Genomic DNA, 12,958 nt, shown 5'->3' on the forward strand with positions numbered 1-12,958 from the left:
TTCTTAACTGACTGGCATTACTCGCTTATGCGGGGATTTTTAATCATAAATGCAAATATAACAGGTGGGTGGTTTATTGTTTGTAAATTTATTGTTACATTAGGAGCGTATTAAAAATAACAATAAAATGATTATGAAAAATAACTATGTTACTCACCTCATAAATGCCAAATATCATGGCACGCTTCCTCCAAAACAAGAAATAGTGTCTTTTGCGCTAACAGCTCCTGAATTTGTTCACTATTGGTTATGTCATGCGGTTTCATCATCAACTTCTTCTCAGGAGCTAGCCATTGTTTTATGCTTAGCTAAGTATCATAAAATTGAAGCTCTTAAGGTTTTATCTCACTTTTGGCCAATCCGAACTGCTGATCCGCAAGTAACAATTAACTTTGAAAAACATATATCAGGCCTTCCTAAGACTATACAGCAGGGTATTGAAACCGATTTAATAGGGTTGTGGAGTAGCTTAATTATACCATTGAATATTCAATCCTCTGAACAATCATTACCTGTGACAACATTAGAAACGCAACTAACGAATGAATTAGCGCAGGAGATTATAAAGCTTGCTAATAATAATTTAAATTTAGCTGGGGTGTATGCTGAAAACTCTACAAGACAAAAAGTTATAGACATCAGAGACAATGAGCAGCTTATAACACAATTACCAGTCGATAATATTTTAATAGCTATATTACAGCGCATCATATGTTCAGACGACTATGCTGACTTAGCATATGCTGAGCCTATGATTATTTATCGTTATACTCAAGGTCAGCAATACAAATGGCACTATGATTTTATTACACCTTCAAATGGAAATGCTAAAAAAGAACTTAATTTTTTTGGTCAAAGACAGCGAACACGTATTATAAATTTAAATGACGGATTTGAAGGTGGAGAAACCGCCTTTAAAGACTGGAATGTAAGTGTTAAAGCTAAGCAAGGACAAGTGATTAAATTTAATAATATGATTGGTAATCAGGTAGATAAAAACTCAGTACATAGTGGAAAGCCCGTATTATTAGGTGAAAAGTGGATTTGTACGCTTTGGATGCGAGAAAAACCTTTTTGGTTACGCGAATCTATTTGGTGCAAAAATTAATACCGACAAATAATTACAACTGAAACTGCTGTTTTAATATCTCTTTTGTAAAACTGGTTTTTAAATAAAAGCCACGGGGCAGGGTTTGTATAATTTGTCCGTTCGGGCCTATGGCATCGGTAACTACTTTGCTATTAGCAGCTTTTGGCCGTATTTGCATGGCGTCGCCTAAATGCCCTGATATTTCATCTACCCGACCAAGCGCTATAAGCTCCATTTGCTCTTCCCAGTCTCGCTGTAATTGCGCATCTTGCGCGGGGGAGGGTTGCCACAAAAAGCCACTGCCTATGGTTCTATCAAACGGGGCGATATTGCGCTCACTTAAAATAGGTAACCATAAAACATGATTCAACTTTTTACGTACGCTACTTGTGTGCCAGGTCATGCCAGTTACATTCATTAGTGGGGTAACCGACACAAAGGTGGTTTCTAGCGGTTTACCTTTATATGAAATGGGCAATGTTTTGAGCTCTATACCTAAATCTTCAAAGTCGGGTAGCGGTTTTGAACCGGCCGTTGCGCCTAAAACATACTCTATCAGTTGACCTGTCCAGCCTTTTTCACGCAATAAATCATCTGGCGTTTTAAAGTGGTACTGCTGTGCAAGTTGTCCTAGTGTGAGTCCTGCAATAGCATCGACACGTTGCATTAATTGATTGATTGAATGAGGTTTTAAAGGTTGCATACTGTTTATTTTAGTTGAATAAATACCAGTGTCATGATAGCAAATTAGGGTGTTAGTGGATATCTTTAGCGGTTGGTTGAATTTTGTTCGCACTGTGTGTGGTGCAATTTTATGCGCTGTTTTAAAACGCTAAATTTAACTAAGCAACTGAAATGTATTGTTTTTTTTGTTTTTAGTGTTCAGTTTTAATTAAGGTCTATATTTGTTGTAAGGATAAATACAGATGTATAAACATGTTTATCCACAGATTCTGTGGAGAACATCACCTTTTAGATCTTGTATTGTGGATTTGTTTGCTAAATGAGCGTGTTTTACAAAAGTTATGCACAAGCTGTGAGTAACCAGCACAAACAGTGTGGTTTTTATGTATGGCAGTGTTATTTGTTATTCACATGCAATGGATTTTGCCATTAATTTGCCTTAACCGAGGACGTTAATGGGGCTTGTACGTAATAGTATTTGCCGTATTGCAGCTAATGTGGAACAATCATAAAAAATCGACTTACAAATGAGGCACTAAGGTGATTGATGCCGAAGGTTTTCGTGCCAATGTCGGAATTGTAATTTGCAATAATCAGGGGCAAGTGTTTTGGGCCAGACGCTATGGTCAACATTCTTGGCAATTTCCCCAAGGCGGTGTTGATGATGGTGAAACACCAGAACAAACTATGTACCGTGAATTACACGAAGAAGTAGGTTTGCGACCAGAAGATGTAGAAATAGTTGCAAGCTCAAAACATTGGTTACGCTATAAATTACCCAAACGATTAATCCGTCGCGACTCAAGTCCGGTGTGTATTGGGCAAAAACAAAAATGGTTTTTACTGAAGTTACGCTGTAAAGATGAAGATGTAAATTTACTAAAAACGCACCATCCTGAATTTGATGATTGGCGGTGGGTGAGTTATTGGTATCCAGTAAGGCAGGTAGTATCGTTTAAACGGGATGTTTATCGACGTGTTATGAAAGAGTTTGCTCCTTTTGCTATGCCCTTCAATAAGCGAGAGCAACAAAAAGACAATTGGCGAAGCAAAAGGTAGTTTTACATAAAAAGGAGCAGTGTATGCTGGCAACACTCAGATCGATAGCTGAGTCTGTTTCGCAACAAGCGAATTTAGACGATGCGTTAGTGTGCTTTGTGAAAATGGTAAAAGATGCCATGAATACCCAGTGCTGCTCCATTTATTTTGCCGATTACAGTCAAGATAACTTTGTACTAATGGCCAGCGAAGGGTTAAACCCCGATGCGGTGGGTAAATTTAGAATTGGCTTTACTGAAGGACTTGTTGGGCTAGTTGCTCAGCGCGAAGAGGCGATTAACATTGCGTTTGCTAAATCGCATCCTCGCTTTAAACTCTCCCCAGAAGTGAACGAAGAAGGCTACAACGCTTTTTTGTCTGTGCCTGTTGTTCATCAAAAAAAGGTATTAGGCGTTATTGTTGTGCAACAGAAAATGGCTCGAGTATTTTCTCAAGATGAAGAGTCGTTTTTAATTACGCTCTCAGCGCAGTTAGCTTCACAGCTTGCGCATGCCGAAATAAAAGAAGTATTGCGCCAAGATGAGTCGTCTCATCAAACATCGGTTTTAAAAGGGGTGTCTAGTGCGCCAGGCATTAGTATTGGTAAAGCCTTTGTTGTTATTCCTAAACTTAATTTTAAGTCCATAGAACTTACTAAAAATAGTGATGTGAATGAACAACGCAGTTTATTCACGCAAGCGGTTGCTGCAACGCGCAAGGAATTTAGCACCTTATCGATGACATTAAGCGATACCATACCGCAAGAAGCGTTGGCGGTGTTTGATGTGTATCAGCAATTATTGGATGCTAAAAGCTTAGGTCATAATGTAGAGGCACAATTACAAGAAGGGTGGTGTGCAAAAAGTGCATTAAAAATTGTGATTGAACGTTTAGTTGCGCAGTTTAATGAAATGCAAGACCCTTACATTAAAGAGCGTGCGGTTGATGTTAAAGACATTGGCTTACGGGTGCTTCATCACTTAGTGAATACCGAGCATGCAATAAAAGACTACCCTGAAAACACAATCCTCATCGCTCACACATTAACTCCTGCGATGTTAGCCGAAGTGCCAAATGAGCGTTTAGCAGGTGTGGTAAGCATTAATGGTTCAGCCAATAGCCATGCCTCTATTTTAACCCGTGCAATGGGGGTGCCTGCAATTTGGGGTATTGAAGATTTACCGTTACTGCAGTTTGATAACAAAGAAATGATTTTAGATGCTTTTGCTGGGCGTTTATATATTTCGCCTTCGCAAATGCTTATTGATGAGTATACCGAATTACAACACCAAGATAACTTACTCAACAATCGTTTTTTAGAAGAGCAATCACTGCCTGCAATTACCTTGGACGGGGAGCATATTAGTTTATTGCTCAACGCTGGGCTTGAACTTAATACGCAACAAAATAGTGCCCATATTTGTGATGGTGTTGGTCTTTACAGAACCGAAGCGTGGTTTATGCAAAAAGGGCAGTTTCCATCGCAACAAGAACAAGAAAAATGGTATCGCGAAGTACTCAGTAGCTATTATCCTAACCCCGTAGTTATGCGAACGTTAGATATTGGTGGCGACAAAGTTTTAGATTATTTTAATATTACCGAAGAAAACCCGTTTTTAGGATGGCGTGGTATTAGAATTAGCCTAGATCATCCTGAGCTTTTTTTAGATCAGCTCAAAGCCATGCTCAAAGCGAATATTGGCTTAGGTAATTTAAAAATAATGCTGCCTATGATCAGTGGCACTGATGAAGTTGAAGAGTCGCTGGCATTGTATAACCAAGCCTATTATGAGTTAAGCGAAACATTTCCTGAGCAATTAATAGAAAAGCCAGATATTGGCATTATGCTTGAGGTACCTTCAAGTGTATTTATGCTGCCAGAGTGGTCTAGAAAAGTCGATTTTTGCTCAGTGGGTAGTAACGATTTAACTCAGTATTTATTAGCGGTAGATAGAGCAAATGCCCGTGTGGCCGATTTATTCAATCCTTATCATCCAGCTGTGTTACGTGTATTAAATAATATTGCCAGCGAATGTGAGCACTATGAATTGCCCTTTAGTTTATGTGGGGAGCTTGGTGGCGACCCCGAGGGAGCAATATTACTCATTGCCATGGGCTATAGACGTTTAAGTATGAACTTATCGTCGTTAAATAAAGTGAAATGGGTGCTTAGGCGCTTAAATGTTAGTGACATGGAACAATTACTGAGCGACTGTTTAGCACAGCCCAATGCTAAACAAGTGTTGCGTTTAACCCGTAATTTTATGATAGAGCATCAGCTAGGTAATTTATTTTATACACCTAAATGATAGAGCTGTTATTGTTTATATAATCAATTAAAATATACATATTCTTAAATGTATTAGAGATAACTATGTATGAACTAGGACTTCTAGTTGCAAGTTGTGCGTTATTAGGTTGCATTGTTGGTTTTTTAGCAGGACTTCTAGGCATAGGCGGTGGTTTAATCATTGTGCCGGTGCTAACGAGCCTGTTACTGGGTTTTAATGTGGCCGCTGCCGATCATGTATTAGTTATCGCTATTGCGACATCTTTAGCCTCTATTTTATTTACCTCGACTTCTTCAGCGTTAGCTCATCATAAAAATGATAATGTGCCTTGGAAAATTGCCCCTTGGGTAATGTCGGGTGTGGCCATTGGCGCCTTGATTAGCGGCTTTGCTGCCAGCTTTATACCTGAGAAGATGTTACGAACCGTGTTTGCGGTGAGTGTGGTTTTTATTGCTATGAGAATGGTGCTTTCTGCCCGTAATAAAGTGAGCGTAGGTCACCCGATGCCTGCAGGCCCCGTGCTAGGAAGTATTAGTGCGATAATGGGGGCACTATCTGGGTTGATTGGGATTGGCGGTGGCGCATTACTTGTGCCTATGCTGCACTATTTTTCGGTTGATATTAAAAAGGCAATTGGTTGCGCTGCTGCATGTGGTATTGTAATTGCCTTTTTTGGCTCTATTGGTTATATCAGCGCCGGTTGGCGAGTAACTGACTTAGCGCATGGTTTTATGGGATTTGTTTATTTACCTGCATTGTTAGGGATTGTTGTTACCTCATGGTTTATAGCGCCAATAGGCGCCAAAGCAACACATTACTTACCTGTAAATACAATTAAGAAAGTTTTCGCGATGTTACTTGTTATCATCGCTATTAAAATGGTTTTTAGCTAAAGGTTTATTTTTATGGCACTGGAGTTTCCTCAAATTGATCCAATAATTTTTTCTATTGGACCACTTAGCGTTCGTTGGTATGGATTAATGTACTTAATTGGTTTTGCGTTTGCGATGTGGTTTGCTAATCGTCAAGCTAATAAGTCCGGTTCAGGTTGGACTAAAGACGAAGTCAGCGATTTACTCTTTTACGGCATGCTGGGCGTTATATTAGGTGGGCGTATTGGTTATGTTCTGTTTTATCAATTTAGCTATTTTATCGAAAACCCCTTATATTTGTTTAGAATAGACCAAGGAGGCATGTCGTTTCATGGTGGAACACTGGGGGTGATCACCGCAATTGCTATTTTTGCTTACAAGCGTAAAAAATCGTTATTACAAGTCGGTGATTTTGTAGCACCTTTAGTGCCTGTTGGTTTACTGGCTGGGCGTATAGGTAACTTTATTAATGGCGAATTATGGGGGCGTACCACTGATGTTCCGTGGGCAATGGTGTTTCCAACTGGAGGCCCGCTTGCACGCCACCCTTCACAACTTTACGAAGCTTTTTTTGAAGGGCTTGTATTGTTTGTCATATTATTGTGGTTTATTAAGCGTCCACGTCCTGCGGGAAGTGTGTCGGGTTTGTTTTTACTGGGTTACGGCGTATTTAGATTTTGTATTGAATATTTTCGCCAACCAGATGCGCAATTGGGTTTATTTGCCGACTTTATCTCTATGGGGCAAATTCTATCGTTACCAATGATAATTGGCGGGTTAGGCTTACTTATTTGGGCCTATAAACAACCACAATCAAAAACAGCGGCAAAAGCTTAAAAGAAGAAGTTAGATGAAACAATATTTAGAATTATGTCAGCGCATTGTTGACCAAGGACAATGGGTTGAAAATAAGCGTACCGGTACACGTTGTTTAACGGTTATAAACGCTGATTTAGAATACGATGTGGCTAATAATCAGTTCCCTATGATCACCACGCGAAAAAGCTATTACAAAGCAGCTATTGCTGAATTGTTAGGTTATTTAAGAGGCTATGATAGTGCTGAGCAGTTTCGTAATATAGGCTGTAAAACTTGGGATGCCAACGCCAATGAAAATAGTGCTTGGCTCAATAATCCTAATCGTAAAGGTGAGGATGATATGGGGCGCGTTTATGGCGTGCAAGGACGAGGCTGGCAACGCCCTGACGGTACAACACTAGATCAACTGGCAAAGGTCATCAATAATTTAAAAAATGGCATTGATGATCGCGGTGAAATTATTACCTTTTATAATCCAGGTGAGTTTGAGCTTGGCTGCTTGCGCCCATGTATGCATACGCATACCTTTTCATTACTAGGCGACACCCTGTATTTAACCTCGTACCAACGAAGTTGTGATGTACCGCTAGGTCTAAACTTTAATCAAATTCAATGTTTTGTTTTATTGGCACTGGTTGCACAAATTACTGGCCACAAAGCCGGTAAGGCATATCATAAAATCACCAATGCTCATATTTATGAAAACCAGCTCGATTTAATGCGAGATGTGCAGTTAAAGCGTGAGCCATTTGCTTCTCCCCAATTAAAAATCAACCCAGAGATTAAATCACTCGAAGATATAGAAACATGGGTAACACGTGATGACTTTGAGGTGGTTGGTTATCAATGCCATGAAGCGATTCAGTACCCATTTTCAGTTTAAAAAATAAGGAGAGCATAATGAAAGCAGTGATCCCCGTAGCCGGCCTTGGAACACGTATGTTACCGGCTACTAAAGCAATTCCAAAAGAAATGCTGCCCGTTGTAGACCGTCCACTCATTCAATACGTAGTTAGCGAAGCGGTTGCCGCTGGCATTAAAGAGATAGTGCTAGTAACGCATTCGAGTAAAAACTCGATTGAAAACCATTTTGATACCAGCTTTGAATTAGAGGCAACGTTAGAGAAACGTGTAAAGCGGCAATTACTTGCCGAAATACAGTCTATTTGCCCTAAGGACGTGACGATTATTCATGTACGTCAAGGTGAGGCAAAAGGCCTTGGCCATGCTATTAACTGTGCCGCCCCTATTATTGGCAATGAACCTTTTGTGGTTATTTTACCCGACGTTATTATTGATGATGTAGAAAGTGACCTAACAAAAGACAACTTAGCTGAAATGATTACTCGCTTTGAGCAAACTAAACACAGTCAAATTATGGTTGAGCCAGTCCCTAAAGATGACGTAGATAAATTTGGTGTTGTGGATTTAGGTGATGTTGAGTTAAACCAAGGTGAAAGCTCACCTATTCAAAGCATGGTAGAAAAACCACCCGTTGACGAGGCACCTTCAAACCTTGCTGTGGTTGGTCGTTACGTGTTGAGTAAAAATATTTGGCCATTACTGGCTAAAACCCCTCAAGGTGCTGGTGATGAAATTCAGCTAACAGATGCAATAGCCATGCTTATGCAAGATGAAAAAGTAGATGCCTACGCAATGAAAGGCCGAAGCCATGATTGCGGCAGTAAAATTGGTTATTTAAAAGCAACTATTGAATTTGCTCTTCGTCGTGATGAATTCGCCGGTGAGCTTAAAACGTTTATTAACACGTTAATTTAAATAAACTTATCATTATTAGAAGCGCCTATATGGCGCTTTTTTTGATTGTAAAATAGCTTTTTAGTATTTTAAATTATCACTATTTTTGCAGTTATACAGACATATTTAACATTGTGTTGTAATCGCTATGTTAAATCAGGTTGTTTTGTTGTTAACGTGCTTTGTTGATTCAATGGAAAATTGACTTAATTGAGCGGTCTAAACTATTGAAAGAGAAACAATCAATATATGAATGCAGCAAAAAGTATCACCGATATCTGTTAGTCGTATTACTGTTGTTATTAAGTATTGGTTGTACGATATCGCCTGATAAAACATCATTAAATGAACAAGTTAAAGATTCACCTAAATATGTAACCATCACAGCGCTCGAGCTTGCTCAACTAAAAGATGCCGCCTTGCAATGGCAGCAAGCACGCTCTGGCATAAAGCGGCTATTAAAGTTAGAACGTGAGCTCACATATTTAGTTGATCACCTAGATATTATTAACAGTAAAGCAATAGCGTAATCTAATCAGGCTGTTAGCTATCGTTATGCTCGCTTATCAATTAAGACTAATACCTCGGCAAACCTCAGGTATGGCAATAACTACGCAAGCACCTCAGATAAAGTTGAACGACCGAGACAAAGATATAGTAACCGTTATGCTAGCGTGCCTACAAAAATGATTACAGCCCCTTAAAAAAGCTACAGTAAGCACGCTGTTAGTTTGCCTGTGAAAGCAACGAACTCAATTGTGAAGAAAAAAGTATTCCCTCAAACATCGAAGCTAACAAAAGTGACAATGGTTGATACCAACAAAAAAAGTATTTGCATTGCAGGTTACGTCACTCGATTCACAAGAGAGTGTTGCTAAAGAATGGAAGCAAATTAACAAAAAAGCAGCGCCTTTGTTTAAGGACAAAATCACGACAAATATTGAAAAAAGCAAAGGTTAATAACAAAACCCATTATCGATTAAAATTAGGTGAGTATTTTAACTTTAAAAGTGCATCTTCATTATTTCAGGGCGAATTTGTGGCGAATGTAGAAACTATTAATGTAAGTGGGGTTACTTACTACCGTTTAAAGCTTGGGGCTTATCAGGAACAAGCGAATGCCGCTGCTGATTGCGATAAACTAAAACAGCGCCAAATCAACTGCATTGTGAGCCATTACACGCAGCAGCCATTAAAATAAATATGTATCTAGGGTGTTAGGCATAATAATTGCTTTGTAACTATTATGTTTTTAGAGGATGGCAACTATGCGCCTTTTGTTACCCTTACTATTATTAAATTTAGCGGGCTGTAGCTTAACACCCCAGCCAAAGCCGAGTATAAGCACTGATGCGCCTAAAGCGGTCATGGCACCTTATACGCTTAACCAGTACGTAAATAGCTTGAGTGCCCAGCTTAGCCATATTGAAGAGCCTTTTAAAAGCACCGCTTCAATTGCGGTCAGTAGCTTTTATTTAGCAGATGCCCTAGATTCTCATGTTGCTCAAGGGCAAGGGGCAGGGCTTAGCCAGCAAATTCAGGAAAGCTTAATAACTCAATTCACCCAATTAGGTTATAACACGGTTGAATACCGGCTTGAAAACCAACTTAACTTATCAGCGAGTGCAGACTCAGTACTTAGCCGCAATACTGGCAATTTAAAGCAGCGTCAGATTATTGACTTTGTCATCACCGGTACTTTAACCCGTCAAGAGCATGCTTATATTGTTAACGCGCGCATGGTAAATATGCAAACTAATCAAGTTGTATCTGCCGGCAGTACTGAAATTCCCATCAATGTGATGTGGAGCAATGAAAAAATACAGCAGCGCGGTGACTATATTTACCGCAGTGAATATTAATTAGGAGCGCACATGAAACGCCTACTATTAACTTTATGTTTGCCACTAGGCTTTGGTTGTTCACAAATGAAAAACCATAGTGACACACAAATTACCGACGATGCACCTATGTTTTTTGAGCAACGCCCTGTAGCCGCACCTACACAAAGCGACTCGCTGTATCAAAATAAAACAGCAGTAATGAATAAAAACAAACAAGTTAACACGCCAACACGCAAAAATATTAATCACTATGTGCGTGGCATCATGCAAGACATGGCTGAAAATTTACAGTACGTAAATACTAAAACGCCATTGGCGGTATCGAGCTTTGTATTTTTAGACCGTGACTATAACAATGCTGACTTAGTGGGCAATCAAATTGCCGAGAGCTTTATGCATGAGCTACATAATTTTGGTGTACCGGTAATCGATTTTAAAACCACCGATTATATGCGTGTAACCCCTGGTGGCGATTTTGTTTTTAGCCGCGACTATTTAGAGCTTAACCAAGAACAAAACTTTAGTTACGTATTAGCAGGCACGTTAGTAAACCACCAAGGCGGCATATTAGTAAACGCACGTATTGTTGGTTTAGCGAGCAAAGCGGTTGTAGGCTCTGCACAGGGCTTTATTCCGCAATCAGTTGTTGATGCGCTAAATAGCAGTAACAGTGCTGATGGCATTATGCTTAAACAGGCGAGTAAGTGAGGTTTATCATGGCTAACTTAGCTAAGCGCTCAGCTTTAATTAGCATAAGTGCATTATCACTATTACTTTCAGGCTGTAATTTACTTAGTGAATCTAACATGGCTGAATCCGCCAAATCTGAGCCAGAGCAAACAGTGGTAAGTGATCTTGATTTTAACCAAATCATGTCGCAAATGCAGCGCAATGACGAGCAAGAGCAATATGCTGATACAACGCAGTTTAACCCTAACAAGCATCATAAAAGCTTAGTTAACTACGTAGAGCAAATGGCACTTGATTTAACCGACACCATGCAAGTAGTCCCGCAAGATGCAGCGATTGCAGTCACGTCGTTCGTTGATTTAGACGCAAGTTTAACTACAGCAAGCCAGTTAGGTAATCAGTTATCAGAAACTTTTATACATCAGCTACAAAAGTTTGGTTATAGCGCGGTTGATTTTAAAACAGCCAATTTAATTACCGTTAATGAACAAGGCGACTTTGCATTCACCCGAAACACTAGCAAGCTTGCAGGTACGAATATAGCCAGCCATGTTTTATCGGGTACATTAATTTACCGTGCAGATGGGGTTGTTGTTAACGCTCGCGTGATAAATATTGAAAATAAGCGCCTTGCCGCCAGCAGCCGAACATTTATACCGCTTTACGTATTAAATAAAGAAGATATATATTTATCAAGCAATTAACTTAATTTGAGGCTTGATATAAAAAACCAGATACCGTTATAATTTCCAAACACTTAGTACTTAGCACCCAGCGTGGCCTCTTAGTTAAATGGATATAACGGCCCCCTCCTAAGGGGCAGTTACAGGTTCGATTCCTGTAGGGGCTACCAATAGAATCAATGAGTTACGCTCTTTCTTTGTTTCTATATCAACTCTATGTAGTCTATTTGTAGCAATGTCAGCTATGTGCCATTTGCGGATGAAAAGTGAATTTGAAAGCCTGTTGGGTGGCGCCTTCGGCTTAACCAACCTACCTTTTGACTTGGGTCGGATAAGTGGTGAGGCTAAGCCACAACATCCGACAAAAATGTATTACTATGTACGTTGTACGAGTTTTGCTTCCAGATTAGCGGTATACTCATTTACATTTGCAAGCTCATGCTCTAACTGGGTCTTTTTAGAAGTAATTGATTCATTGTTTGAGATATGATTAGTTCCGTCATTACAACCATTTAGCTTCAATTATGTAACCTGAGCAGAAGTGCCATAAGAACTAATTAATGCAGTTAAAGCGCTAATTTCAGTCTGTTGCTCTTGTTCTATTGCTGATTTATTTAATTCAATTTTAAGTTTTTCAATTTCTTCCTTTTGGATGCTTACCGAATAAATAAGCCAGATGACGGCAAACAGTGCAATCACAACACCAGCAGTACCGCTCAAATAACTGTCAAATGCTCCCCAGTCATTGGAATTTTTGGATAATGAATCATTAAAAACGCTCACATATGAAAATATGGCGACGACTAACGTTGTTACTACCACTAATAAAGACAAAAGAGGTTTCCAAAATTTTTTAATCCACATATAAGATTCCAATTATTATATAACAGCTTTGTCTGAGGACACTTTTCCTATTTTAGCGTGAAAACATCCTTATTTTATGAACTTATATTAATAGCAAATGGTATGAGTTACTACCAACTATAAGTACTATACTAACTGCCGCTTATTTAAATATGTGAAAAAGGGAAGAATATCCTTTTATTATTACTAAGACAATTACGACTCGCCTGAATGACTGGTTCACAGCTCAACGAAGCTCTCCATTAAATTTTTCATAATAAAAAAGCGAGCTATCAATTAGCCCGCTTTATAAAATACTTTGCCGAACCCCGAACCCCGAACCCCG

General features: G+C 39.3%; 14 protein-coding genes and 1 tRNA gene. 13 read left to right on the forward strand and 2 right to left on the reverse strand.

All coding sequences use genetic code 11. The features are described 5' to 3' along the window. The first annotated feature begins 133 nt into the window (after positions 1 to 133). A complete protein-coding gene (locus tag CWC30_RS14475; RefSeq protein WP_138627446.1) occupies positions 134 to 1,108 on the forward strand; it encodes a prolyl hydroxylase family protein in 975 nt (324 codons plus the stop codon). A 13-nt stretch (positions 1,109 to 1,121) separates the two neighbouring features. Here the strand turns inward: CWC30_RS14475 and mutH are convergent, their stop codons facing one another. Next, the gene (gene mutH / locus CWC30_RS14480; RefSeq protein ID WP_138627447.1) at positions 1,122 to 1,793 is read right to left on the reverse strand and encodes a DNA mismatch repair endonuclease MutH; all 672 of its coding nucleotides are present in this window, start codon (positions 1,791 to 1,793) and stop codon (positions 1,122 to 1,124) included. 521 nt (positions 1,794 to 2,314) lie between these two features. On the opposite strand from mutH, the gene rppH reads away from it, so the two are divergent. The 12 genes from rppH (at position 2,315) to CWC30_RS14540 (ending at position 11,939) form a co-directional block, all read left to right on the forward strand. Beyond that, positions 2,315 to 2,833: an RNA pyrophosphohydrolase gene (gene rppH, locus CWC30_RS14485; protein ID WP_013465620.1), complete on the forward strand. Its 519-nt coding sequence runs from the start codon at positions 2,315 to 2,317 to the stop codon at positions 2,831 to 2,833. Positions 2,834 to 2,856: 23 nt separating this feature from the next. After that, positions 2,857 to 5,121, forward strand: coding sequence for a phosphoenolpyruvate--protein phosphotransferase (gene ptsP / locus CWC30_RS14490; RefSeq protein WP_138627448.1), 2,265 nt, complete (start codon positions 2,857 to 2,859; stop codon positions 5,119 to 5,121). 65 nt (positions 5,122 to 5,186) lie between these two features. After that, positions 5,187 to 5,996, forward strand: coding sequence for a sulfite exporter TauE/SafE family protein (locus tag CWC30_RS14495; RefSeq protein WP_069440014.1), 810 nt, complete (start codon positions 5,187 to 5,189; stop codon positions 5,994 to 5,996). A 12-nt stretch (positions 5,997 to 6,008) separates the two neighbouring features. Continuing rightward, positions 6,009 to 6,812 (forward strand): prolipoprotein diacylglyceryl transferase, encoded by an 804-nt coding sequence (lgt, locus tag CWC30_RS14500; RefSeq protein ID WP_033102792.1) that lies wholly within the window; start codon positions 6,009 to 6,011, stop codon positions 6,810 to 6,812. Positions 6,813 to 6,825: 13 nt separating this feature from the next. Further along, complete coding sequence (locus CWC30_RS14505) at positions 6,826 to 7,677, forward strand: thymidylate synthase (protein WP_069440013.1); 852 nt, start codon at positions 6,826 to 6,828, stop codon at positions 7,675 to 7,677. Positions 7,678 to 7,694: 17 nt separating this feature from the next. Next, a complete protein-coding gene (gene galU / locus CWC30_RS14510; RefSeq protein ID WP_138627449.1) occupies positions 7,695 to 8,573 on the forward strand; it encodes a UTP--glucose-1-phosphate uridylyltransferase GalU in 879 nt (292 codons plus the stop codon). A gap of 206 nt (positions 8,574 to 8,779) precedes the next feature. Then, positions 8,780 to 9,082, forward strand: coding sequence for a hypothetical protein (locus CWC30_RS19265; protein WP_502704755.1), 303 nt, complete (start codon positions 8,780 to 8,782; stop codon positions 9,080 to 9,082). 410 nt (positions 9,083 to 9,492) lie between these two features. Next, entirely contained in the window at positions 9,493 to 9,753 is a 261-nt protein-coding gene (locus CWC30_RS18875) for an SPOR domain-containing protein (protein WP_249929885.1), read from the forward strand. Between the two features lie 67 nt (positions 9,754 to 9,820). Continuing rightward, positions 9,821 to 10,414, forward strand: a complete 594-nt coding sequence (locus CWC30_RS14525; protein WP_138627450.1) for a FlgO family outer membrane protein — start codon at positions 9,821 to 9,823, stop codon at positions 10,412 to 10,414. A 12-nt stretch (positions 10,415 to 10,426) separates the two neighbouring features. Continuing rightward, on the forward strand, positions 10,427 to 11,104 hold the full coding sequence (locus CWC30_RS14530; protein ID WP_138627451.1) for a FlgO family outer membrane protein: 678 nt from the start codon (positions 10,427 to 10,429) through the stop codon (positions 11,102 to 11,104). A gap of 8 nt (positions 11,105 to 11,112) precedes the next feature. After that, positions 11,113 to 11,790 (forward strand): FlgO family outer membrane protein, encoded by a 678-nt coding sequence (locus CWC30_RS14535; protein ID WP_069440010.1) that lies wholly within the window; start codon positions 11,113 to 11,115, stop codon positions 11,788 to 11,790. Positions 11,791 to 11,864: 74 nt separating this feature from the next. Beyond that, positions 11,865 to 11,939 (forward strand) — tRNA-Arg (locus CWC30_RS14540). 352 nt (positions 11,940 to 12,291) lie between these two features. Here the strand turns inward: CWC30_RS14540 and CWC30_RS14550 are convergent. Then, positions 12,292 to 12,633 (reverse strand): hypothetical protein, encoded by a 342-nt coding sequence (locus CWC30_RS14550; protein WP_138627453.1) that lies wholly within the window; start codon positions 12,631 to 12,633, stop codon positions 12,292 to 12,294. Between the last annotated feature and the right edge of the window lie 325 nt (positions 12,634 to 12,958).

The organism is Pseudoalteromonas sp. S4741 (genome assembly GCF_005886135.1).
In the GTDB taxonomy this organism is placed as follows: domain Bacteria; phylum Pseudomonadota; class Gammaproteobacteria; order Enterobacterales; family Alteromonadaceae; genus Pseudoalteromonas; species Pseudoalteromonas tetraodonis.